This is a genomic window from Microbacterium sp. NPDC058342, from assembly GCF_042723935.1.
Lineage (GTDB): Bacteria > Actinomycetota > Actinomycetes > Actinomycetales > Microbacteriaceae > Microbacterium.
This window is the reverse complement of sequence record NZ_JBHXID010000001.1, coordinates 1,308,336-1,332,947: the sequence shown is the minus strand read 5'-3', so window position 1 is coordinate 1,332,947 and position 24,612 is coordinate 1,308,336. Positions and strand designations below refer to the sequence as shown.

General features: G+C 70.1%; 17 protein-coding genes. 4 read left to right on the top strand and 13 right to left on the bottom strand.

The window, feature by feature from the left end; all coding sequences use genetic code 11:
- The first annotated feature begins 6 nt into the window (after window positions 1-6).
- Entirely contained in the window at window positions 7-894 is an 888-nt protein-coding gene (locus ACFWHT_RS06010) for an A/G-specific adenine glycosylase (protein ID WP_378826409.1), read from the top strand.
- A 67-nt stretch (window positions 895-961) separates the two neighbouring features.
- On the opposite strand, the gene ACFWHT_RS06005 is transcribed toward ACFWHT_RS06010, so the two are convergent.
- The 10 genes from ACFWHT_RS06005 to ACFWHT_RS05960 form a co-directional block, all read right to left on the bottom strand.
- A complete protein-coding gene (locus ACFWHT_RS06005; RefSeq protein WP_378826406.1) occupies window positions 962-2,602 on the bottom strand; it encodes a glycosyl hydrolase family 18 protein in 1,641 nt (546 codons plus the stop codon).
- Window positions 2,603-2,664: 62 nt separating this feature from the next.
- Window positions 2,665-5,229, bottom strand: a complete 2,565-nt coding sequence (locus ACFWHT_RS06000; RefSeq protein ID WP_378826404.1) for a glycosyl hydrolase family 18 protein — start codon at window positions 5,227-5,229, stop codon at window positions 2,665-2,667.
- Between the two features lie 175 nt (window positions 5,230-5,404).
- A complete protein-coding gene (locus ACFWHT_RS05995; RefSeq protein WP_378826402.1) occupies window positions 5,405-7,393 on the bottom strand; it encodes a LuxR C-terminal-related transcriptional regulator in 1,989 nt (662 codons plus the stop codon).
- Between the two features lie 98 nt (window positions 7,394-7,491).
- Window positions 7,492-7,920 carry a 30S ribosome-binding factor RbfA gene (gene rbfA, locus ACFWHT_RS05990; RefSeq protein ID WP_378826400.1) on the bottom strand — a complete coding sequence of 143 codons (429 nt, stop codon included), beginning with the start codon at window positions 7,918-7,920 and terminating at the stop codon, window positions 7,492-7,494.
- A gap of 64 nt (window positions 7,921-7,984) precedes the next feature.
- Window positions 7,985-10,753 (bottom strand): translation initiation factor IF-2, encoded by a 2,769-nt coding sequence (gene infB, locus ACFWHT_RS05985; RefSeq protein ID WP_378826397.1) that lies wholly within the window; start codon window positions 10,751-10,753, stop codon window positions 7,985-7,987.
- A 94-nt stretch (window positions 10,754-10,847) separates the two neighbouring features.
- Window positions 10,848-11,120, bottom strand: coding sequence for a YlxR family protein (locus tag ACFWHT_RS05980; RefSeq protein WP_378826395.1), 273 nt, complete (start codon window positions 11,118-11,120; stop codon window positions 10,848-10,850).
- 53 nt (window positions 11,121-11,173) lie between these two features.
- A complete protein-coding gene (nusA, locus tag ACFWHT_RS05975; protein WP_378826393.1) occupies window positions 11,174-12,163 on the bottom strand; it encodes a transcription termination factor NusA in 990 nt (329 codons plus the stop codon).
- Window positions 12,164-12,256: 93 nt separating this feature from the next.
- Window positions 12,257-13,291 carry a TIGR00730 family Rossman fold protein gene (locus ACFWHT_RS05970; protein WP_378826391.1) on the bottom strand — a complete coding sequence of 345 codons (1,035 nt, stop codon included), beginning with the start codon at window positions 13,289-13,291 and terminating at the stop codon, window positions 12,257-12,259.
- 32 nt (window positions 13,292-13,323) lie between these two features.
- Window positions 13,324-15,078 carry a proline--tRNA ligase gene (locus ACFWHT_RS05965; RefSeq protein ID WP_378826389.1) on the bottom strand — a complete coding sequence of 585 codons (1,755 nt, stop codon included), beginning with the start codon at window positions 15,076-15,078 and terminating at the stop codon, window positions 13,324-13,326.
- A gap of 42 nt (window positions 15,079-15,120) precedes the next feature.
- Window positions 15,121-15,891: an isocitrate lyase/phosphoenolpyruvate mutase family protein gene (locus ACFWHT_RS05960; RefSeq protein WP_378826387.1), complete on the bottom strand. Its 771-nt coding sequence runs from the start codon at window positions 15,889-15,891 to the stop codon at window positions 15,121-15,123.
- A gap of 32 nt (window positions 15,892-15,923) precedes the next feature.
- On the opposite strand from ACFWHT_RS05960, the gene ACFWHT_RS05955 reads away from it, so the two are divergent.
- The gene (locus ACFWHT_RS05955) at window positions 15,924-17,345 is read left to right on the top strand and encodes an RNB domain-containing ribonuclease (protein ID WP_378826385.1); all 1,422 of its coding nucleotides are present in this window, start codon (window positions 15,924-15,926) and stop codon (window positions 17,343-17,345) included.
- 36 nt (window positions 17,346-17,381) lie between these two features.
- Here ACFWHT_RS05955 and ACFWHT_RS05950 read toward each other — a convergent pair whose 3' ends face one another.
- Window positions 17,382-18,236: a hypothetical protein gene (locus ACFWHT_RS05950; RefSeq protein WP_378826383.1), complete on the bottom strand. Its 855-nt coding sequence runs from the start codon at window positions 18,234-18,236 to the stop codon at window positions 17,382-17,384.
- A 44-nt stretch (window positions 18,237-18,280) separates the two neighbouring features.
- Complete coding sequence (ispG, locus tag ACFWHT_RS05945) at window positions 18,281-19,411, bottom strand: flavodoxin-dependent (E)-4-hydroxy-3-methylbut-2-enyl-diphosphate synthase (RefSeq protein ID WP_378827924.1); 1,131 nt, start codon at window positions 19,409-19,411, stop codon at window positions 18,281-18,283.
- Window positions 19,412-19,679: 268 nt separating this feature from the next.
- Here ispG and ACFWHT_RS05940 point away from each other — a divergent pair, with 268 nt between their 5' ends.
- Window positions 19,680-21,557 (top strand): anthranilate synthase family protein, encoded by a 1,878-nt coding sequence (locus tag ACFWHT_RS05940; protein WP_378826381.1) that lies wholly within the window; start codon window positions 19,680-19,682, stop codon window positions 21,555-21,557.
- Between the two features lie 17 nt (window positions 21,558-21,574).
- On the opposite strand, the gene ACFWHT_RS05935 is transcribed toward ACFWHT_RS05940, so the two are convergent.
- Entirely contained in the window at window positions 21,575-22,891 is a 1,317-nt protein-coding gene (locus ACFWHT_RS05935) for a M50 family metallopeptidase (RefSeq protein WP_378826379.1), read from the bottom strand.
- Between the two features lie 96 nt (window positions 22,892-22,987).
- Between ACFWHT_RS05935 and ACFWHT_RS05930 the strand changes: the two genes are divergently transcribed.
- Entirely contained in the window at window positions 22,988-24,607 is a 1,620-nt protein-coding gene (locus tag ACFWHT_RS05930) for a Mur ligase family protein (RefSeq protein WP_378826377.1), read from the top strand.
- The last annotated feature ends 5 nt before the right edge of the window (window positions 24,608-24,612 follow it).

The following is a 24,612-nucleotide window of genomic DNA, read 5'->3' as shown; positions in this document are numbered from 1 at the left end:
GACGGTGTGTCGACCGCCGTACCCCTTCCGAGTGTGCTGGCGGACTGGTACGACGGCACCGCCCGGGACCTCCCCTGGCGCCGCGCAGAGTTCCACGAGACGTACGGGGCCTGGGGCACGCTCGTGAGCGAGTTCATGCTGCAGCAGACACCGGTCGCGCGGGTCATCCCGCATCTGACGGCCTGGCTGGAGCGATGGCCGACTCCGCTTGACATGTCGGCGGCCTCCCCTGCGGAGGTCGTGAACCAGTGGGCGAACCTGGGCTATCCGCGACGAGCCCTCTGGCTGCACCGCGCGGCGATCGAGGTCGTCGCGCGCCACGGCGGCACGGTGCCCCGCGACATCACGGCTCTGCTCGCGCTGTCCGGTATCGGCGACTACACGGCGCGCGCCGTCGCCGTCTTCCACTACGGGGACAGACACCCCGTGGTCGACACGAACACGCGACGCGTGATCGCACGCGCGATCGACGCACACGCGCAGCCGGATGCCCCGTCGAGGCGCGACCTGACGCGGATGTCGGAGCTGCTTCCGGCCGACGGAGCGGAATCCGCGGTGTTCAACGCGGCGATGATGGAGCTCGGTGCGACGGTGTGCACGGCGCGATCCCCGCGCTGCGGAGTCTGCCCGATCGCCGACAGGTGCGCGTGGCTGGCGGCCGGACGGCCTGAGACCGGCGACAGCCGCCGGCGCCAGGCGAAGTACGAGGGCTCGGACCGCCAGGCGCGCGGCGGTGTGCTGCGCGCCCTGCGGCACGCGCCGGAGCATCGGATGCCGGCCGTCGCGGTCCTCGCCGACTGGCCCGATGCCGCACAGCGCGACCGCGCGGTCGATTCCCTCGTCGCCGACGGGCTCATCGAGGCCGCCGACGGGACACTGCTGCTCCCCCGGTGACGACCACGATGCCCCGGGATCTGGTCCCGGGGCATCGTTCGCCGATCGCGTCGGCGGAGCGGGCGTGTCAGCCGCAGGCGCTCAGCAGCTCCCACGGACCCCACTGCGTCGCGCCGGGCGTCTCGTTCTGCGTCCACCACTTCGCGCGGTACTCGGAGCCCTGGTAGCTCACCACCGAACCGCCCGTGTAGACGGCGTCGGAAGCCCAAGCAGCCGCGCACGCGCCCTCGCCCGGGTCCGTTCCGCCCTCGCCCGGGTCCGTACCGCCCTCACCCGGGTCGGTACCGCCGCCGGGGGTGTCGCCGTCACCGGGAGCGCCGGTGCGCAGCTTGTCGGCGTACGCCCCGATCAGCTCGCCGTTGCGGTCGCCGTCGAGTACCCAGAACATGCCGCCGCCGAGCCCGAGGTCGAGCGTGTACTGCGCTTTGCGTTCGATGGACCTCACGTTGTCGTAGCTCCACCACTGATTGCCGTCATAGCGCCAGGCCGAGCCCGTCACCGGGTCGTAGTGGTCCGTGCCCACCGTCTTCAGCTTGTCGTAGTCCTCGTTGCCCTCCTCCCAGGTGCCGGGGGCCGCGCCGTTCGCCGTCCCCCACGGCTCTGCCGAGGTGGCTCCCTTCCAGCCGCGACCGTACGCGGCCATTCCGAGGCCCAGCTGCTTCGGGTCGATACCGGCTCCGAGGTACAGCTGCACGGCCTTGTCGGCGTTGAATCGCCGCTCCGGCTGGCGCGGGTCGTCGGGGTCGTCGAACAGGTTGCCCTGATGCCCGGTCAGAGCCGCGTCCCATGCTCCGTGCAGGTCGTAGCCCTGCACGTTGCCATAGTCGAGATAGGTGAAGTTCTCGGGATCGTTCCAGCCGCCCGCCGTGATGTCGGCGGGGTTGGCCGGCAGGAAGGCGGACAGCAGGTAGTGCTTCCCGTTCGTGGCGCCGTAGGCGTCGAGCTGGGTGCGGAACTCCTTGAGCAGGGCGGTGAAGTTGGCCTTGTCGTTGGCCTCGTCCACGTGGTTGCCCACGTTTCCGTTCTGGCTGCCCGGCCACTCCCAGTCGATGTCGATGCCGTCGAACACGCCCGCCGCGGCTCCCGGACCGCCGCGGCCGTCGATGACCGGAAGGTTGCCCTTGATGTACAGGTCGATGCAGCTCGACACGAACGCCTTGCGCGAGGCATCCGTCGCTGCCGCCTTCGAGAAGTTCTTCGACCAGGTCCAGCCGCCGAGCGAGATCATCACCTTGAGGTTCGGATGCTTCTGCTTGAGCTGCTTGAGCTGGTTGAACGAGCCCGCGAGCGGCTGGTCCCAGGTGTCGGCGGCGCCCGAGACCGATGATGCGGCGTCGTAGCCCATGCCGAAGTCCGCCCAGGCGTCACCCGCGCCATCGGAGCCGTTCGGTCCGTCGCCCTGCGCCTTGTTCGCGATGAAGCACTTGAGGGTCTCGTGATGGATGTTCCCGAACGCGTAGTTGATGTGCGTGAGGTCGTCGGCCGCACCCGATGTCTCGAGCTGCTTGACCTTGAAGTTGCGACCGTAGACCCCCCATTGGGCGAAGTACCCGACGCTCCGGTAGCCGTTCACGCTGGCAGCGGCATCCGGCGCCGGGTTCTCCGCAGCAGTAGCGGCGGGTACGGAGAAGGTGGCGGCGATCGTCGCGGCCACGGCCGCTCCCGCGAGCGCGGCGACGATGCCGCGCCGGGGTCGTCTTGTTCTCATCATTCTCTTCCTCTGTTCGTTCTCCGGATGACGGGCGGGCGCGGCGCGCCTGCCCGCGTCTTTCAACAGCCGGCGGCCGCCCACACCTGAGCCGAGCCCGGCTCCTCCCCCCGGGTCCACCACCGCGCGGTGTAGACCCCTCCGTCGTGGCTGACGATCGCACCGACCGTGTACACCGCGGTCGCGTCCCACGCCGGCGCCGTGCACGAGCCGCCGCCGTCTCCGCCCGAGCCCGCGCCGGGCTCGGCCACGCTCACACCGCGGGGCAGGTCGTGCAGGGTCGAGTAGGTGTCGTCGCCGATCGTCACCCGCAGGTTGGAGATCTCCGAGATCGGCAGCCGCCAGGACAGCTTGGTGTACGCCGAGCCGCCCGCCGGGATGCCCCCGGACGGCACCGTCAGCTGGTACGTGTGGAAGTCTCCCTGCAGCCCGCCGGCGTTGCTGCCGGTGTGGTCGCTGGAGATCCTGGTGATGCCGAAGCCGTTCTGCTCGCCGAGCGCACCGGTGTCGCTGGTGGCCGTGTCGAAGGTGATCGTGGCGCCGGCGGGGATCGCGGTCTGCCCGCCGTTCACGAAAGTCACTCGCGGGTTGATCGGATAGTTGTTGTCTCCGAGGGCGAACTCCGAGAGCTCCACGTGCAGGTCGATCGCCCGCTCCGGCATGGGGACGTTCGCCTTCGAGGCACCGTACGGCTGGGATGCCGCCAGGCGATCGTGCAGCGCCGTCACGAGCGTCGAGCCCATCTCGTACTGCCCCTTGCCGGCGTTGTAGGCGTAGTCGCCGGCGAGCTCCCAGATCATCGCGCCGCCGATCCCGTTGTCGGCGATGTAGTCCGCCTTCGCCTCGATCGCCTGGTCCGCGTCACCGGAGAGGAACGTCTTCGTGGTGTCGTTCCACCACCACTCCACCTTGGTGACGGGGTCGAAGTGATGGGTGTAGGTTCCGGTCAGCGTCGTCGGCGCCCCGTAGGAGGCGGTGTAGTCGCCCACGACGCCCTTCTGCAGGTTCAGCACATGCCAGATCGGGTTCGCACCCGCGCCCACCTCGCCCCCGGACTTGTCCAGGTCGTGCCAGAGGTTGTCGATCCCCTCCGCACCGGCGCCGCACTTCGTGTTCCCGCCCAGTGCCGGTCCGGTCCCCGCGGGGCACCGGGACTGGTCGGCGAGCGGAGCGGAGCCGTACAGTCCGTGCGTTCCGCCCTGCACGCCGTACCAGCCTCGCGTGTAGAAGGGAACTCCGACGTTGATGCGCCCGGCGGGCATGGAGCCGCGGAAGTAGTGGTAGGCCCAGTCCGTGTTGAGGTAGCCGATCCCGTCGTACGCGCCGTAGACGCCTCCGGCGGTCAGCTCGGGGTCCTTGCCGTCATCGAACAGCGCCGCGTTGCCGCCGACGTACGCGTTCCAGGACCCGTGGAGGTCGTAGCTCATGATGTTCACGTAGTCCAGGTACTTCGCGACCTGGTAGACCTCGGCGCCGCGCAGAAGCCATCCCGAGGCGGGTGCGGCCACGGTCAGCAGGTAGTGGCGTCCGTCTGCGGCGCCGGCCCGGTCGAGCTTCTCGCGCAGGGACTTCATCAGCGACTCGTATCCGGACCAGAGATCGGCGCGCCGGGGCTCCGAGAAGGAGAAGTCCTCGGGATTGCCCGACTTGCCGTTGCTGTTGGCGTACTCGTAGTCGATATCCACTCCGTCGAAGCCGTAGCTGCGGATGAACTCCACGGCGGAGTCCGCGAAGGCGTCGATCTTCGCCTGCGAGTCGGTCAGCGTGTAGAAGCCGCCGTCCGCCACCCGCTCCCCGTCGGTGTCGAAGTGCCCTCCCGTCTCGGCCCAGCCGCCGATCGAGATCAGGGACTTCACACCGGGGTTCTGCTTCTTGTACGTCGACAGCAGGTTGAAGTGACCCTGATACGGCAGCTGCGCATCCATCTCGGCGCCGTCGACACCGGGCCAGGTCATGCTCGTGGCGGGGTTGCCGGCGACGTCCTGGTTCACCGAGACGTCGCCGTCGCCGTCGATGTGGGCGAACGCGTAGTTGATGTGGCTGAGCTTGTCCCAGGGGATGTCGGATGCCAGGTAGCGGGGCTGCCCGTTCGCGCCGGTGCGCCAGCTGGTGAAGTACCCGATGACGCGGTGCTCGAGGCCGTTGGGCAGCTTCTCCCTGCCGCTCTCGTCGTAGACGGTGCAGTAGGGCACGTCGACGCCCGGTGTCTGATACAGACCGTCCGGACGGCACTTCTCGTCGGGGTTGGCGGTCCATGGCGCACCGGGCTCCGCGGACGGCGTCGGATCCGGCGACGGCGTCGGATCCGGCGACGGCGTCGGATCCGGCGACGGCGTCGGATCCGGTGTCTGCGTCGGGTCCGGGTCCGTGGCGCCGCACGCGCCGATGCTCACCCAGACGACGGCGCTGCCGGGGGCCTCGTTCTGGGTCCACCACTGCGCTCGGTAGTTCGTCGCGCCGGAGGAGACCTCCGACCCGCCCGTGTACGCCGTCTGCGGCGACCACGGCGTCGCGCACGGTTCTGCCGCGGTCGCCGTCGTCTCCGCCGTCGCGGACCCTGCGATCACGATCACGGCGCCGACGACGGCTGCGACGCGCAACCGGAGGGAGGATCGTCGTCTGGTCATGGGGACTCCTCTTCTGCGGAGGGCGGCGGTCGTGTGGGGCCGGCTGGGCCCGACGCTATCGACGCCGGCGCGGCGCTCGCATCCGTGGTTTCCACATGCTTCGACGAGACCACCGCGCGAGACCACCGTGCGAGACCACCGTGCGGGACCACCCGGCGGGCGACGCTCAGCGTGGTCAGACGTGCTGGTTCGTACGGTGCGCGAGGGCGGTCAGCTCGCCTCTGCTGCGGACCTCGAACTTGCGGAAGATCCTGCCGGCGTGCACTTCGATCGTGCGCACCGAGACATGCAGCCGCTCGGCGATCACCCGATTCGCCGCTCCCTCCGCGATGAGCATGGCGATCTGCAGTTCTCGCCCGGTGAGCACAGGCTGCCAAGCCGCTCGACAGGCGGCGAGGGGATCGGAGACGACGCCGGGAATGGGCGTCGTGGGCGTGGACACGTCGACGTTCGGCTGTTCGCCGAGTCTGGCCAGACGCCCCTCCGTCGCGCAGCGCCAGGCATCCGCACCGGCATCCGCCAGCAGCCCGATCGCGGCGCGCAGGTGCCAGGCGGCTCCCGCCCGGTCTCCGCGCGTCAGCCCGGCGATGCCGAGCATCGCCTCCACGCGTCCGCGCTCGAAGGGCGATCGCACCGCCCGGGCCTCCTCCGCAGCGGTGTCGAGCACGTGCGCGAGCGCATCGGCGCGCCTGATCCGGCGGCGCAGATCGCGAGCGCGCGTGAGGTCGGGAGGCTCCACCGGGAGCGGCACGTCCAGCGGACCCGCCTCGTCGAGTCCGGGAAGACCGATGTCCTGGGCGCCCGAGGAGCGCTCCGCGCACAGTCGCAGGTGCACGGCGGCCTCATTGCTGCGCCCGGAGAGGTACGCGGCGATACCGCGCTCCATCAGCCGGTCGTGCGAGTGCGGAAGCGGTGAGGCCGCGTCGAGTGCGGCGGAGAGCTCGCCGCTGCGGCCGTCGACGGCCAGCTCCAGGCGGCGGGCGAGACGAACGGCGAGCCCGCGGTACGGCAGTGCCGCCGGCGCGCTCGCCGCGGCGCTGCGCAACCCCGCGAGAGCTTCGCCGAGGTCTCCCCGCCACGTGCGCAGCAGCGCGGTCAGCACGTCGCGGTGGGCGCGCAGCAGCGGTCCTGGTGCGAGGGTCTGCGACGCCGTGCGGTCCGGATGCTCGGCATCCGCCTCGGCGAGCAGCGCGAGTCCCTCGTCGATCTCCCCGCGCAGCGCCGCGCGCAGCGCCGCCCGCAGCGGAGAGGGCGTCGCCGTCTGATCGGCCGACACTTCCCGCGACCAGCATCCGGAGAGGAACGTCGCCTCCTGCTCGTCGGCCCAGCCCCGCCTGCTCGACGGCGTCGAGCCGTGGCGCAGCGTCATCGCCAGCCCGAGGGCGCCCGTCGCCGCGTTCCCCGCACCCGGCGCGCCGATCACGGGCGACAGCCACGCGATTGCGTCGTCGAGCCATCCTCCGCTCAGGGCCGCGCGACCGGCCAGGATCCGCGCCGCATCGATGGTCGCGGCGTCGGCATGACTCGCGGCCTCCCTCGCGACGGCGTAGGCGCGCACGGGATCGCCGTCGATCAGGGCCCGCTCCGCCAGATGCAGAAGAGAAGGCGTCAGCGCGCTCTCGCCCTCCATCGTGCTCAGCGCCCGGTGCCAGAGGGCCGCCTCGGACTCGCCGCGTGCGCGATACGTCCGCTCCAGTCGTCGATGCACGATCGTGCGCTCCGAGAGGTCGGCCGTGCCGTGCACGAGGATGCGTGTCCGCTGGTCGGCGTACCCGAAGCGACCGGCCACAAGCGAAAGCGCCGAAGCCGCCCTGGAGGCGATCAGCTGCCCCATCGGGATGCCGCAGGCCTCGAGAAGGACATCCACCCGATCATCCACGCAGACGGCTGCGGTCAGCAGGATCAGGCGATCCCGCGGGTCTGCGAGGATGCCCGACCCGTCGTGGATCGCCGGAACGAGCGGCAGCGGATCCGGCAGGGCGCTCAGTCCGCGGCGCTGTGCCGGGCTGAGCACGTCTGCGATCCGCGCCGCCATCGCGCGGTCACCGCCGCAGGCGGTCTCGATGTGGGCGACGACGTGCGGCGCAGCGGACTGCGGGGCATGATGCGTGCCGGAAACTCCGGATGCCGAAGCGCGCACGCTCCGGGGTACTGCGAACGCCATGGCCACATTGCCCTCCGCTCACGACATCGATCGCGTGCGGAGTATGTTAGCACTGATTACAAACGTCGGCGGCGGGCGTCGAGACGACACCGCGGCCGTCATTCCGTGTGCGCGTCGCCCTCTCGGTACGGGTCCGCCTCACCGGCGTGCGTCGCGCCATCCGCGAGCCGGGCGACCTCCTCATCGCGCTCACGGGCCTGCCGCAGCAGGTCGGCGATGTGGCCGGCCGACTCGGGCAGCGCATCCGGGATGAACTCCAGGGTCGGCACCAGGCGCACGTTGAGCTGTCGACCGACCTCCTTGCGCAGCATCCCGGTCGCCGAGGTCAGCGCGGCGCCGCTCGCGACGCGCTCCTCTTCCGTGCCGAGCACCGTGTAGAACACGGAGGCATGCTGCAGATCGCCCGAGACCCGGACGTCGGTGAGCGTGACGAAGCCGAGGCGCGGGTCGCGCAGGCCCTTCTCGAGGCGTTCAGCGAGGATGACGCGGATGCGGTCCGCCAGTCGCGCCTGTCGTTCTCCAGCCATGTTCCTGTCCTCTGTGTGACGGATGAGGGGCGCCCACCCGGGCGCCCCTCATCGATCGGATCGATCAGCCGCGAGGCTTCTCGACGAGCTCGGTCGTCTCGATCTCGTCGCCGATCTGGATGTCGTTGTACTTGCCCAGTCCGATACCGGCCTCGAAGTCCGTGCGGACCTCGGTGACGTCGTCCTTGAAGCGGCGCAGCGACTCGATGGCCAGGCCATCGGCGAGCACGACGCCGTCGCGGATGACGCGCGCCTTGGCGTTGCGCGTGATCGTTCCCGAGCGCACGATGACACCGGCGATGTTCCCGAACTTCGAGGAGCGGAACACCTCGCGGATCTCGGCGACGCCCGACTGGACCTCTTCGAACTCCGGCTTGAGCATTCCCTTGAGGGAGTTCTCGATCTCCTCGATGGCCGCGTAGATCACCGAGTAGAAGCGGATGTCCACGCCCTCGCGGTTCGAAGCCTCACGGGCCTTGGCGTCCGGACGGACGTTGAAGCCCACGATGATCGCATTGTCGATCGTCGCGAGGTTCACATCCGACTCCGTGATGGCGCCGACGCCGCGGTGGATGATGCGCAGCTGCACCGAGTCGTCGACCTCGATCTTGAGCAGCGACTCCTCCAGCGCCTCGACGGCACCGGAAACGTCGCCCTTGATGATGAGGTTGAGCGTCTCCACCTTGCCCTCTTCGAGAGCGCGGGTGAAGTCCTCGAGCGAGATGCGCTTGCGGGCCTTGGCCAGCAGGGCGTTGCGCTCGACGGCCTCACGCTTCTCAGCGATCTGACGCGCCATGCGGTCCTCCTCGGTGACGATGAAGACGTCACCGGCGCGGGGCACGGAGTTCAGACCCTGCACCTGCACGGGACGAGAAGGTGCCGCCTCGGTGACGGCCTCGCCGTTCTCGTCGAGCATCGCGCGCACGCGGCCGTAGGCCGTGCCGGCGACGATCGAGTCGCCGACCTTCAGCGTTCCCGACTGGATCAGCACCGTGGCGACCGAGCCGCGGCCCTTGTCGAGCTTGGCCTCGATCGCGACACCACGGGCAGCCTTGTTCGGGTTGGCTGTGAGGTCCAGACCCGCGTCGGCCGTCAGCAGGACGGCGTCGACGAGCTCCTGGATGCCGGTGCCCTGGCGTGCCGAGACGTCGACGAACATGACGTCGCCGCCGTACTCCTCGGCCACCAGACCGTACTCCGTGAGCTGCTGGCGCACCTTGGCCGGGTTCGCCTCGGGCTTGTCGACCTTGTTCACCGCGACCACGATCGGCACATCGGCCGCCTGGGCGTGGTTGAGCGCCTCCACCGTCTGCGGCATGATGCCGTCGTCGGCGGCGACCACCAGGATCGCGATGTCGGTCACCTGCGCACCACGAGCACGCATGGCGGTGAACGCCTCGTGACCCGGGGTGTCGATGAAGGTGACCGCGCGCTCGATGCCGTCGTGCTCGGTCCAGATCTGGTAAGCACCGATGTGCTGCGTGATACCGCCGGCTTCGCCCTCGATGACGTTGGACTGACGAATCGCGTCGAGCAGCCTGGTCTTACCGTGGTCGACGTGACCCATGACAGTGACCACGGGAGGACGGATCTCGAGGTCCTCCTCGCTCTCCGCATCCAGCTCGGCCTCGAGGTCGAGACCGAAGCCCTCGAGGAGCTCCTTGTCCTCGTCCTCGGGCGAGACCATCTGGATCTTGTAGCCGAGCTCGGCGCCGAGAACCTCGAAGGTCGCCTCGTCCAGCGACTCGGTGGCCGTGGCCATCTCGCCCAGGTTGAACAGGATCGTGACGAGAGTTCCGGGCTGGACGGTGTAGCCGTTCAGTGCCTCGAGCTTGTCGGCGAAGTCCGCGATCGACGCGCCGCGGCGCAGGCGGATGGTCTCGCCGTTGCCCTTGGAGACGTTGATGCCGCCGACGACCGGCGCCGACCGCATCTCGAATTCCTGCCGCTTCGCCCGACGCGACTTGCGCTGCTTGCTCTTGCCGCCACCCTTGCCGAAGGCGCCTGCGGTGCCCCCGCCGGGACCGCGACCACGACCGCCGCCGCCACCGGGACGACCGGCGAAGCCGCCGCCACCGCCGGGACGACCGGGAGCGCCGCCGGCACCGGGACCGCCGCCGGGGCGGCCGGGACCGCCGGTGCGCTGCTGGAAGGGAGCGCCGGGACGACCGCCCTGACCGCCGCGCGCGCCGCCGGGGCGACCGGGACGCGGAGCACCGAGGCGAGGAGAGCCGGGACGGGGCGCCTGCGGACGCGGGATGTTCCCCGGCGTCGGACGCTGGCCCATGCCCTGCGCGGAGGCGAAGGGGTTGTTCCCCGGACGCGGTCCGGCGGGACGCTGGCCCATGCCCTGCGCGGACGAGAACGGGTTGTTGCCAGGACGCGGTGCACCGGGCTTGGGCGCGGCGCCGCCGGGCTTGGGCGCGCCACCGCCGGACTTGGGGTCGGCGGACTTCGGGTCGGCGGCCTTGGCGGGTCCGGGGCTCGGCGCGGAGGACGCCGCGGCGCTCTCCTGCTGTGCGGCGGGCGCTTCGGGCGCAGCCTCGGGTGCTGCGGGCTTGGCCGGGCCGGGCTTGGGACCGGGAACCGGACCCGCGGGCTTGCGCCCGGAGGGTGCGGATGCCTTGGCCGCCGGCTTGTCGTCGGCCTTGGCCGCGGGCTTCGCCGAAGGATCGGCCTCGATGGCGGCGCGAAGCTTGCGCGCCACCGGGGGCTCGATGGTGGAAGAGGGACTCTTCACGAACTCTCCGAGCTCCTTGAGCTTCGCGAGAGCGAACTTGCTGTCGACGCCGAGTTCAGCGGCGATCTCGTGCACGCGTGGTTTACCAGCCACAATTCTCCTGTCAGGGTCGGTCCGCCCTGGCAGGGCAGACCACTAGTCGCGGACGGGTCTCATTTCGAGCCGTTCACTTTGTTTCCATAGCCGTTCAGCCTTTGTTTCGGTGGAAGTACCGTTCGGTGGTCCGCACATCCTCCGCCTCGGGAAAGTCCGGGGAAGGAGAGACGCGCAGCGCTCGTGCGAAGGCGCGGCGCCGCAGGGCGGCATCCAGGCACTCGCGAGCCGGATGCAGCCATGCGCCTCTCCCCGGCATGACCGCTCGCTCGTCGAAGACGAGCTCGCCGTTGTGCTGGACCACCCTGATCAGGGCGGATCGAGAGGCACGATCGCGGCAACCGACACACGTTCGTACAGGTTCCATCTTACACCTCGCCGTGAGGACCGAAGCCCGACGCGCGCGGGCCGGCCGCCGTCTCAGCTCTCCGACATCACGCTGTCGGGCTGGATGTCGATCTTCGCGCCGGTCAGCTTCGCGGCCAGGCGCGCGTTCTGCCCCTCCTTGCCGATGGCGAGGGACAGCTGGTAGTCGGGCACCAGAGCGCGCACCGCCTTGGTGCCGGCGTCCAGGACGAACGCCGAGGTCACCTTCGCGGGCGACAGCGCGTGGGCCACGAAGGTGGCGAGGTCGGCGTGGTGGTCGACGATGTCGATCTTCTCCCCCGCGAGCTCCTCGGTGACCGCGCGCACCCGACGGCCCATCTCGCCGATGCACGCGCCCTTCGCGTTCACCGCCGGGTCGTTCGCCTTCACCGCGATCTTGGTGCGATGACCGGCCTCGCGGGCGAGCGAGACGATCTCGACCAGGCCTGCCGCGATCTCCGGGACCTCGAGGGCGAACAGCTTGCGGACGAGCCCGGGGTGTGTGCGCGAGACGGTGATCTGCGGCCCCTTCATCCCCTTCGCGACGCTGGTGACGTACACCCGCAGGCGCGTGCCGTGCGAGTACTCCTCACCCGGCACCTGCTCCTCGGGGGGCAGGATCGCCTCGACGGTGCCGAGGTCGACGTGGATCATGCGCGGGTTGGGTCCCTGCTGGATGACGCCGGCGACGATGTCGCCCTCCTTGCCCCGGAACTCCCCCAGCACGGCGTCGTCGGCGATGTCGCGCAGACGCTGGCCGATGACCTGCTTCGCGGCGTAGGCGGCGATGCGCCCGAAGTCCTCGGGGGTGGTCTCCTCCTCGCCGATGACGGCGCCCTCGTCGTCGTGCACGGGCTGGAGCACCGCGACGTGCCCGGTCCTGCGATCGAGCTCGACCCGCACGCCGGCAGGGACGGCGCCGTCCTCCGAGACGTGCTTGCCGTACGCGGTGAGGATCGCCTGCTCGATGATCGAGACGAGTTCGTCGAAGGGGATCGCCTTCTCCTTCTCGATTCCGCGCAGCAGTCCGAGTTCGATATCCATCAGCGGTCTCCTCTATTCAGCTCTCACCGCGGACAGACACTCCGCGGGCATCAGAACAGAATAGCCGAATCCGCGTGGACCGGCCCGCCGGACTCAGCCGGCGGAAGGCAACTCGCTGATCGCGCGGATCAGGGCGTAGAGCGAGCCGACCGAGCGCTGCCGCAGAGTGAGCGCCAGGCGCGGCAGCTCCACCGCATCGCCGTCCGTGCGCTCCACGTCCAGCGGCTCGATGCGCTCGATCCGACCTTCCGCGCACATTCCGCCGAAGCGCGCGTTGAGATCGTCGATCTCAGCGTCCGTGGGCTGATGCACCAGGCGCAGCACCAGACGGTCGCCCACCCAGCGAAGCGAATCGTAGTTGCGCCAGAACCCGGTGATGCTCGACACCGCCTCTTCCACCGAGTCCGTGATGAGCACCCGGTCGAGGTCGTCGCCCGAGATGACGCCGGCGGGCGCGAGGTGCTCATCGACGAACGTCTTCAGCCCGTTCCAGAAGGACCCGCCCTCGCTGTCGAGCAGCACGATCGGCATGGGCTCCGCCTTGCCGGTCTGCTGCAGGGTGAGCAGCTCGAACATCTCGTCCATGGTGCCGAACCCGCCGGGCAGGCAGATGAAGCCGCGCGACTCCTTCATGAGCATGAGCTTGCGGGTGAAGAAGTACTTCATCGACACCACCTGCGCGTCCTGTTCGAGGATCGTGTCGATGCGCTCCTCGAACGGCAGCCGGATCGAGACGCCCAGCGACATCTTGGTCCCCGCGCCCTCGGCTGCCGCGCGCATGATCCCCGGACCCGCACCCGTGACCACCATCCAGCCGTCCCCGGCGAGCGCGGCGGCGACCTCGCGCGCCTGCACGTAGAGTGGGTCGTCCTGCAGGGTGCGCGCCGATCCGAAGACGGTCACCTTCGGCACGCGGTGGAAGGGCCGGAACAGCCGGAAGGCGTCGCGCATCTCGCCGAGCGCCGCCGAGGCGATCTTCAGGTCGAGCCGATCGGTGTGCTCCATGCCGAGCAGCAGAGCGGTCTGCATCATGCGCGCCACCAGGCCACGATCTGCGTGGACGCCGGCCTGATCCAGCAGCGCGGTCAGGTCGTGTCGCAGGTCGTCGTTCAGCGTCGCATCCGTCATGCACTCAGCCTGTCACACCGACCGCACGCCGCTCAGCGGCGCAGGCGGTCGACGACCTCCGCGACGGAGACCGCTTCGCGCTCCCCGCTCGCCCGGTCCCACACCTCGACCTGCCCGTCGGCGGCACCGCGTCCGACGATGATGATCTTCGGGACGCCGACGAGCTCGGCATCGCCGAACTTCACGCCCGGCGACACCTTGACCCGATCGTCGTAGAGCACGTCGAGACCGCCGGCCTCCAGCCGTCCGGCGATGTCCTCCGCCACGTCGAAGGCGACCTGATCACGACCGGCCGCGACCACGTGCACGTCGAACGGCGCCACGGAGGCGGGCCAGATGAGGCCCTTCTCGTCGTTGTTCAGCTCCGCGATGATCGCGAGAATGCGGGTGACCCCGATCCCGTACGAGCCCATCGTGACGGTGACGAGCTTGCCGTTCTGGTCCAGCACCTTGAGCCCCAGCGCTTCGGCGTACTTGCGTCCGAGCTGGAAGACGTGGCCGATCTCCATGCCACGCGCGAGCGTGACCGGCCCCGAACCGTCGGGCGCGGGGTCCCCCTCGCGGACGTTGGCGATCTCCACCACGCCGTCGGCGACGAAGTCCCGGCCGGCGACGACCGTGTGCGCGTGCTTCTGGTCGATGTTCGCGCCCGTGATCCATCGGGTGCCGTCCGAGACGCGCGGGTCGACGAGATAGCGGATCCCCGTGGCGGACTCCTCACCCAGCACGGGCCCGGTCCCGGACCACGGCCCGATGTAGCCGCGCACGAGCAGCGGATGCCTCTCGAAATCGGCGTCGGAGGCCGCCTCGACCTCCGCGGGTGCGAACGCCACCTCCGCGCGCTTCATGTCGACGTCGCGGTCGCCCGGGATGCCGACGATCACGAGCTCGCGCGAGCCGTCGAGATGGGTGAGCGCGAGCACGACGTTCTTGAGAGTGTCGGCGGCGGTGTATCCGCCGCCGAGCGTCGCATTGGAGTGCGCGACGAGAGTCTCGATCGTGGGCGTGTCCGGCGAATCGAAGACCGTCACGGGGCCGACGCCCTCCCAGCTCACGGACTCGGGAGCCTGCGTGCGGTACGCCTCGACGTTGGCGGCGTAGCCGCCCTCGCTGCGCACGAACGTGTCCTCACCCACCGGCGTGGGGTGCAGGAACTCCTCGCTGCGCGAGCCACCCATCGCCCCGGCGTCCGCCTGCACGATGACGTACTCGAGTCCGAGACGCTGGAAGATGCGCTCATAGGCGTCGCGCTGGGCCTGGTAGCTGAGCTCGAGTCCCTCGTCCGAGGCGTCGAAGGAGTAGGCGTCCTTCATGGTGAATTCTCGACCGCGCAGCAGGCCCGCCCGCGGACGCGCCTCGTCGCGGTACTTGTCCTGGATCTGGAAGAGCATCAGCGGCAGGTCCTTGTACGAGGAGTACAGGTCCTTGACGAGCAGGGTGAACGCCTCCTCGTGCGTGGGCGCGAGCAGATAGTCGCCGCCCTTGCGGTCGTGCAGGCGGAACAGCAGGTCGCCGTACTCGTCCCACCGCCCGGTCTCCTCGTACGCCTCACGCGGCATCAGAGCCGGGAAGTGCACCTCCTGCGCGCCCGCAGCGGCCATCTCCTCGCGCACCACGGTCTCGATCCTCGACTTCACGCGCAGGCCCAGCGGCAGCCATGCGAAGATGCCGGCCGCCTGCGGCCGGATGTACCCGGCGCGGATCAGCAGCTTGTGGCTGGCGACCTCGGCGCCTGCCGGATCTTCGCGGAGCGTGCGGAGGAAGAAGTTCGAAAGACGAGTGACCACGGGTCGATTCTAGTGACCACGCGCCGACGCCTCTGCGCCGCCTCAGTTGAGCGCGCGCGTGCTCGCCGGGATCATCCCGTCCGCGTACAGCTCCTCGGCGCAGTCCTGCAGCGCCGTCAGCGCCACGCGCTGGGGCAGCGGTCCGTACGAGATGCGGGCGACACCGAGCGCTTCGTACTCGGCGGCGGTGAGTGCGCCGGGCAGCCCGATCACGCTGACCTTGCCGATGCCGATGCCTTCGACGAGCGTGCGAGTCGCGTCCGCATCGAGCACGCCCGGGACGAAGACGGCGGTCGCGCCGGCATCGAGGAACGCTCGGCCCCGTTCGATGGCATCCGTCAGCTTGTCGGAGAACGGCTTGTCGCCACCGCGGACGATGGCGTCCGTGCGGGCGTTGAGCGCGAACGCGACGCCCTCGGCCTCGGCCGCCCGGACGATCGCCTCCACCTGAGCGACCGACTCGGCGAACGGCTTCAGCCGGTCCTCGACGTTCGCGCCGACGACCCCCACGCCGATGGCGAGGCGGGTGGTCTCCCCCGCATCCCCATAGCCGTCGTCGAGGTCGGCGGAGACGGGCAGATCGACGGATGCCGCGATGCGTCCGACCATGTCGAGCATGAGCTCTCGTGGGATCTCGCCGTCCGCGTAGCCGAAGGTCGCGGCGATGGAATGCCCCGCCGTGGCCAGCGCACGCGTCTCGGGGAGGGCGGCGACCGCCTTCGCGGAGACGACGTCCCAGATGTTGACGACGCGGAGGATCTCGGGCTCGGCGTAGAGACGGGTGAGGGTGCGTGCGTTGTCTGCGGTGCTCATGACTCTCACGCTACTCGGCATAGGCTGACGGCATGCCTCAGCGTCGATCACATGTGGCCCCGTCCGCCGAGCAGAGCGAACTGGCCGCGGCTCTGGCCGCGCTGCGCGCGGGCATCGATTCGCCCACCGAGTTCTCCGCCGAGGCGGTCGCGGAGGCGGACACCGTCTCGCCCGCTGTTCCCGAGCTGGATCTGCGCGATGTGCCCTTCGTTACCCTCGACCCTGCGGGATCGAAGGACCTCGACCAGGCGCTGCACCTGGAGCGCGCAGGATCCGGCTTCCAGGTCAGGTACGCGATCGCCGACGTTCCCGGCTTCGTGCGGGCCGGTGGCGCGCTGGACGCCGAGGCCCGGCAGCGCGGTCAGACGCTGTACCTTGCGGACGGCAGCATCCCGCTGCACCCGAGGACGCTCTCCGAAGGGCGCGCCTCGCTTCTGCCAGGGCAGGAACGACCCGCGCTGGTGTGGACGTTCGACCTCGACTCGGTGGGCGCGGTGAACGGATTCCGGCTGCAGCGCGCGCAGATTCGCTCGCGCGCGCAGTTGGACTACGCGTCGGCCCAGCAGTCGCTCGATCGCGGAGGGGAAGGGCCGCTGACACTGCTGGGCGAGATCGGCACCCTCCGTCAGCAGCAGGAGCAGCGGCGCGGTGGCGCCAGCCTCAACCTGCCCGACGAGGAGGTCGTGCAGCGCGCGGACGGCACCTACGACATCGAGCGACGTCATCCGCTTCCGATCGAGGACTGGAACGCCCAGCTGTCGCTCATGACGGGCATGGCCGCCGCCGAAATGATGGTGGACGCCAAGGTGGGCGTCCTGCGGACCATGCCGCAACCCGACGAGCAGGCGTTCGCCACGTTCCGACGGCAGACCGCGGCGCTCGGCCGCCCCTGGACGACGGGCCGCTACGGTGACTACCTGCGACAGCTGGACATGACCGATTCGATGACGCTGCCGGTGCTGGAGGCGGCCGCATCGCTGTTCCGCGGTGCCGGGTACGTCGCCTTCGACGGTGAGCTGCCGGTCGGCGACCTGGAGCAGGCCGCGATCGCGGCACCCTATGCTCACGCCACCGCTCCCCTGCGCCGGCTCGTCGACCGCTGGTCGCTCGCGATCTGCCTGGCCGTGTCGGAGGGCAAAGCCGTGCCGGAGTGGGCACGGGAATCGCTTCCGCAGCTGCCGGAGCTGATGCAGCGGTCCGGTCAGCGCGCCTCCGCCCTGAACTCCGCGACCATCGACCGGGTCGAGGCGGCGCTGCTGCATCCGTTCGTCGGCCGACGGATAGAGGCGACCGTGATCGAACTGCGCGGAGAGGAGCGCGCAGCGGTGCAGATCGCCGAGCCGGCGGTCACGGTGTCGGCGCCCGTGCCGGCCGGTGCCGAGCCCGGCGAGAGAGTCGTGCTCACGCTTGCCGGCGTGGACATCGCGAACGGCGGCGTGGAGTTCGCGGCCTGACGCCCTTGGAGCACCCGGATGCGGATCCGACCGGGCTCAGGCCGGGACGGCGGACGTCGACATCACCAGCAGCTGCGGGTCGCTGAGATCCAGCGACACGGTGATCGAGGCGAACTCCGCGAGCGAGCGCACGTGCGTCCCGCCGCAGAGGAAGCCGACCTCGCCCTCCGGCAGCGAGCAGCGCCAGGTGCGACGGTCCACGATGCTCGGACCCTCGACGTCGATCCGGCTGGCGCCGCCGGATGCCACCCATTCGGCCAGCAGGGCGTTGATGCGCGCCTCGCGCTCGACCAGCGAGGCGGCGAAGCCCTCCGCATCGAAGCCCGCCTTGCGCAGGCTCTTCCCGAGGCGGTACTCGTCGATGCTGCCGTCCGCGTGGATGTGGCTGGACTGATTGGCTCTGCGCTCGAAGTCCGGGTTGCCGAGCGGGTCCACCCCGGGGTTCTTGCGCCACAGATCCGCCAGCGACGCGTCCAGCGCCAGGGATGCCAGGTGGCACGCCGTGTGCCCGCGACTCAGGCCGTCGCGCCTGTGCTCGTCGACGACCAGCTCGACCATGGCACCGGCGACGAGCTCAGCCGGTGCGCCGTCGTCGATGCGATGCCCGACGAGCCAGGTCCAGCCCTCCTCCCCGCGCTTGACGGGGATCTCGTCCGCGACCGCGAGCACGCCCTCGTCGCTGATCGCCGCCATGACCGCCTCGGCCACATCGACGCGTCCGCCGTCTGTCGCGACGAAGCCGGAGTCTCCGGGCTGGTCCGGCCAGGTGTGATCGACCGGGTGGAACGGCGTGGCGTCGACCACGACGATCGACTTCTCCCTGTCGACCAGCAGCACCTCTGCGGTGCCGGTCAGGGAGCCGTCGGGGAACGAGACGCGTGTGGGCTGCATGGTTCTCTCTGGGTGAGGGGTCTCAGTGATCCGGTTCTCGTCGCTCAGCCGGTGATCACCTGTGCGGCCCCCAGGGGGGCGTCCGAGCCCATCTCGGCCGCGATGCGGTTCGCCTCCTCGATGAGGGTGGCGACGATCTCCGCCTCGGGAACGGTCTTGATGACCTCGCCCTTCACGAAGATCTGGCCCTTGCCGTTGCCCGAAGCGACGCCCAGGTCGGCTTCGCGCGCCTCGCCCGGGCCGTTGACGACGCAGCCCATGACGGCGACGCGCAGCGGCACGGTCATGTCCTTGAGCCCCTCGGTGACGTCCTCGGCGAGCGTGTAGACATCGACCTGGGCGCGTCCGCACGACGGGCAGGACACGATCTCGAGCTTGCGCTCGCGCAGATTCAGGGACTGCAGAATCTGGTGACCCACCTTGACCTCCTCCGCCGGCGGCGCCGACAGGGAGACGCGGATGGTGTCGCCGATGCCCTCGCCGAGCAGGATGCCGAACGCCGTGGCGCTCTTGATGGTGCCCTGGAATGCGGGCCCCGCCTCGGTGACGCCGAGGTGCAGGGGCCAGTCGCCGCGTTCGGCGAGCTGCCGATAGGCCTTCACCATCACGACCGGGTCGTTGTGCTTGACCGAGATCTTGAAGTCGTGGAAGTCGTGCTCCTCGAACAGCGATGCCTCCCAGACGGCGCTCTCCACGAGTGCCTCCGGGGTCGCCTTGCCGTACTTCTCGAGCAGGCGACGATCGAGCGAGCCGGCATTGACGCCGATCCGCAGCGACACGCCGGCGGCCTGCGCGGCCTTCGCGATGGCGCCGACCTGGTCGTCGAACTTGCGGATGTTGCCCGGGTTGACGCGCACGGCCGCGCATCCGGCGTCGATCGCCTGGAACACGTACTTCGGCTGGAAGTGGATGTCGGCGATCACGGGGATCTGACTCTTCGCCGCGATGATGTGCAGCACGTCCGCGTCGTCCTGCGAGGGCACGGCGACGCGCACGATCTCGCATCCGGATGCGGTGAGCTCGGCGATCTGCTGCAGGGTGCCGTTAATGTCGGTGGTCTTCGTCGTCGTCATCGACTGCACGCTCACGGGGGCGTCGCCGCCGACGAGCACCTTGCCGACGCGGATCTGACGGGACTTGCGACGAGGCGCGAGGACTTCGGGGACGCGCGGCATCCCAAGGTTCACTGCTGGCACGACTCCAGGCTACCGCCGCTGGATCCATGCGGGCTGGATGCGCGCGCCGGCCGGATCGTGCTCCACCCGGCTCCGCTGTCACCGAGCCGGGAGGGGCGTCGGCGATGTGGTACTTTCGCGGTATGTCCGCGACCCGCACCTGGTGGCCCGCCTCCTAGGCGGCGTTTCGCGTACCCACGAGATCACGACCGCCTTCCGGGGCGGTCTTTCTTTTCTCCGCGCCGGATCGGAGAACCTGGAGACACCGATGACCGCTCTGCCCGAACGCATCCGCGACCTCGCCGCCGATCCGACCGCATCCTTCGTCCTGATCGCCCGGGACGGCGGGGTCGAGTTGCTCACCGGCGATGTCCTGGACGTGGACGCACTGTCCGACATCCCGCTCGAAGGTCCCGGCGGCCCGCGCGAGGTGTTCGCGATGGTGCCCTATCGGCAGGTGCGCGAGCGCGGTTTCGAGGCGCAGGACGACGGCACTCCGCTGCGCTGCCTGCTGGTCGCGCAGCACGAGAGTCTGGACGCCGCAGAGCTCACGGCGGCTCTCCCGGCGGGCCCGATCACGCTGAGCGAAGGCGGCTTCGATATCTCCGATGAGGAGTACGCCGGCATCGTGGAGCAGGTCATCGCGGAGGAGATCGGGCGCGGCGAGGGGGCGAACTTCGTCATCCGCCGTGATTACCGGGCCGCGTTCGATGCCGACGACCGCACCGCCGCGCTGACCTGGTTCCGTGCACTGCTCGAGCACGAACGGGGCGCGTATTGGACGTTCGCCGTTGTCACACCCGGGCGGATCGCGGTGGGCGCCAGCCCGGAGGCGCATGTCGTGGCTCGGGAGGGCGTCGTGACGATGAACCCCATCTCGGGCACCTTCCGCCATCCGGCCGGAGGCGCGACCAGGGCGTCGCTGACCGAGTTCCTCTCCTCGACGAAGGAGACGGAGGAGCTCTTCATGGTCGTCGACGAGGAGCTCAAGATGATGAGTCAGGTGTGTTCGGACGGCGGGCGCATCACCGGGCCGCACCTGAAGGAGATGTCGCGGCTCACCCACACCGAGTACATGCTGCGCGGGCGCAGTCGGATGGACCCGAGGGAGATCCTGCGCGAGACGATGTTCGCGCCGACGGTCACCGGGTCGCCGATGCAGAACGCCTGCGCGGTGATCGGGCGTCACGAGCGCTCGCCCCGTGGGTACTACTCCGGTGTCGCGGCGCTGTTCACGCCGAACGACGAGGGCGGTCATGACCTGGACGCGCCCATCCTGATCCGCACGGTCTATCTCGACGAGGGGCGCCTGCGGGTACCGGTCGGTGCGACCCTGGTGCGGCACTCGGACCCTGCGGGAGAGGTCAGCGAGACGCACGGCAAGACGGCGGGCGTGCTCGGGGCGATCGGAGCGATCGAGCGCGATCACGCCGCCGAAGCGCGTGACGACGACGCCCCCGCTGCCGCGCGACTCGCCGACGACCCGGCCGTCGCGGCGCTGCTGGCCTCGCGCAACACCCGCCTCGCGGACTTCTGGATGCAGCCGCAGGACGCGCACGCCGAGGGCGGGCTCACCGGGCGCAGTGCGCTCGTCGTCGATGCCGAGGACCGCTTCACCACCATGCTCGCCCACCAGTTGCGTCACCTGGGCCTCGACGTGCAGATCGCGGCCTGGGATGCCGTGACCGATGCCGTCGTCGACTCCGCCGACCTGGTGGTCGCAGGACCCGGCCCCGGAGACCCCCGCGACGGCTCTTCGCCGCGGATCGCACGGATGCGGCAGATCGTCGCGCGTCGCCGGACGGCGGGAGCTCCGCTGTTGGCCGTGTGCCTCAGCCATCAGATCCTGGCCGACGGCTTCGGCATCGACCTCGTACCGCTGGATTCCCCCTACCAGGGTGTGCAGAAGACCGTCCCGGTCTTCGAGCACGAGGCATCGGTCGGCTTCTACAACACGTTCACCGCGCGCGTCTCCCCCGGCATCACGCGCATCGGCGCCGCCGAGGTGTCGTCCGATGCCACGACCGGAGACGTGTACGCGCTGCGCGGCGCAGGCTTCGCCTCCATCCAGGGCCATCTGGAATCGATCCTGTCTCGTGACGGCATCGCCACCCTGGAGCGGCTCGCCGCACACGCACTGGCCTGACGCGCGAAGCGGGCGGGTCAGCCGCCCAGGAGGTTCATCGGCTTGACGATGTCGGCGATGATCAGCAGCGCGCCCATGCCGATCAGCAGCACGGCGACGACCACCGTGATCGGCACCAGGCGCGTGGCGTCGACGGGCCCGGGCTCGGGCCGTCCCGTCAGCCGGGCCCAGATCCGCTTGATGCCCTCCCACAGCGCCACGACGATGTGGCCCCCGTCCAGCGGCAGCAACGGGATCAGGTTGAACACGAACAGAGCGATGTTCAGCGCCGCCAGCAGGTTCAGCAGCACCGCGAGCCGGTTCAGCACCGGCGCGTCCGTCGCCGCGACCTCCCCCGCTATGCGTCCGACTCCGACGACGCTGAGGGGGCCGTTGGGGTCGCGTTCCGAGCCGGTCACCAGCGAGACGCCGACGTCCCAGAGGCGCACCGGGAGGTTCGCGATCAGCGAGGTCACCCCGCCCGCCTGCTCCAGGGCGAGCTCGGCGCCGGTACCGATCGGCTGGCGGGTGTATTCCAGCTGCGCGGTGATCCCCGCGTATCCCACGCGGTGCGTGACGGGTGCCCCCGTGCGGTCGAGCACGGGCCGGCCGCCGGCGTCGACCTCGCCGCGCTCGGCCACGACCGGCGTCAGCTGCAGTGGCACTTCGTCATCGTCGCGGCGCACGATCACCTCCAGCGCGCGTCCCGGGGAGTCCCGGATGATCTGCGAGGCCTCGGCGAAGGAGTCGATGACCCTGCCGTCGATGCTGAGCAGGGTGTCGCCGGGGAGGAACCCGGCCTGAGCGGCGGGTGCGGCGGGGTCGTCCGGGCTGCAGGCGTCCTGCCCGGCACCGGCGGCGACGACGCACTCGCTGAGTCCCGAGATGGTGGTGCTCGCCTGCTGGACGCCGATGCCCGATGCCATGATCGTGAACAGCAGCACCGCGAGGATCAGGTTCATCAGCGGCCCGCCGATCATCACGATCACGCGCTTCCAGACGGGCAGCCGGTAGAAGACCCGCTCCTCAGCACCCTCGGCGATGGTCTCGTCGTTCGCGCTGCGGGCATCCTGGATGAGCGAGGCGAACAGCCCCCGCGCCGGCCCGGTCCTCGCCGAGGGCGGGTACATGCCGGACATCGAGATGAATCCGCCCACGGGCAGGGCCTTGATCCCGTACTCCGTCTCGCCGATGCGACGCGACCACAGCCGCGGCCCGAAACCGATCATGTACTGCCCCACGCGCACGCCGAAAAGCTTGGCCGGCACCAGATGGCCCACCTCGTGCAGCCCGATCGACACGCCGAGCCCGACGAGCATGAACAGGATGCCGCCCAGATACAGCAGGATCTCCACCCGACCACGTTAGTGCCCGCGTCGAGGAATCCGCTGTGCTCCGCCCGAGCCGGCGAACCGGGCGCAGGGCGCCCCGCGTGAGATCATGGAGAGGCTATGACCACTCAGCCCTCCCTGCCGCCTGTGCTCCGTCCCGCAGACCCGCCGCGACGTGCACTGGCCGACCTCGCCGACCGCTTCGCCCGAGAGGTCCGCGGTGACCTCGCGGGCGTCGAGCTCAGCGGGATCACCCTGGCCACAGCCGATCTCCGCGCCGGTGAGGCCTTCGTCGCGATCCGGGGCGTGAACCGGCACGGCGCCGAACTGGCGCAGACCGCCGCGGCTCAGGGGGCGGTCGCGATCATCACGGATGCCGCCGGTGCCGACATCGCCGCATCCGTCGGTCTGCCGATCGTGATCGTCGAGGACCCCCGCGCCGTGCTCGGTGAGCTGAGCGCATGGGTGTACGGCACAGGCGCGTCCGACCCGCTGCCGCTGCTGTTCGGCACGACGGGCACCAACGGCAAGACCAGCGTCTCGCATCTGCTGCAGGGGATCTTCGATCAGCTCGGCGTGGTCTCCGGGCTCTCCTCCACCGCCGAGCGTCACATCGCCGGCGAGGTCATCGTCTCGCGGCTGACGACGCCGGAGGCGTCGGAGATGCACGCTCTCCTCGCGCTGATGCGCGAGCGCAGCGTCGAGGCCGTCGCGGTCGAGGTGAGCGCGCAGGCGCTCTCACGGCATCGCGTCGACGGAATCGTGTTCGACGTCGCCGGCTTCACGAATCTCTCGCACGACCACCTGGACGACTATGCGGACATGGAGGAGTACTTCCAGGCGAAGCTGCCGCTGTTCACCCCCGAGCGTGCGCGACGCGGCGTGATCAGCCTCGACTCCGCGTACAGTCCTCGGGTCGTCGAGAGCGCGAGCATTCCCGTCGTCACGGTGGGCACGCCGTCGATCGCCGCGGATCCGGATGCCGCGGCCGCGGCCGACTGGGTGGTGACCATCGACGAGGAGCGTCAGAGCGGCACGCTGTTCACGCTGACCGGCCCCGAGGGCCGCGCGCTCACCACGCTCGTGCCCGTGATCGGGCAGCACATGGCCGCCAACGCCGGCCTCGCGATCGTCATGCTGCTCGAGGCCGGATACGCATGGGAGCGGATCACCGACGCCTTCGAGCGAGACGGCCAGATACTCGCCTACCTCCCCGGGCGCACGCAGTTCATCTCCGGCGAGACGGGTCCCGCCGTGTACGTGGACTTCGGCCATTCACCCGATGCGTTCGAGAAGACCCTCGCGGCCGTCCGGCGTGTGACCCCGGGCAAGGTGCTCATGCTCTTCGGCGCCGACGGCGACCGCGACGCCACCAAACGCTTCGACATGGCGCGCACGGCCGTCAACGGCAGCGACATCCTCGTCGTGACCGACCACCACCCCCGGTTCGAGGATCCGGCGTCGATCCGCGCGACGCTCATCGCGGGTGCGCGGCAGGCCCGGCCCGACGCCGAGATCCACGAGTTCTCCCCGCCGGAGAAGGCGATCGTCGCCGCCGTCGGCATGGTCGGCGACGGGGATGCCATCCTGTGGGCGGGACCGGGGCATCAGGACTACCGCGACATCCGGGGTGTGCGCACGCCCTACTCGGCCCGCGAGCTCGCCCGGCGCGCGCTCATCGCCGCCGGCTGGCCGGCGCCGGAGCCGCACTGGCCCGTCCCCTACGACGACCGGGTCTGACCGCG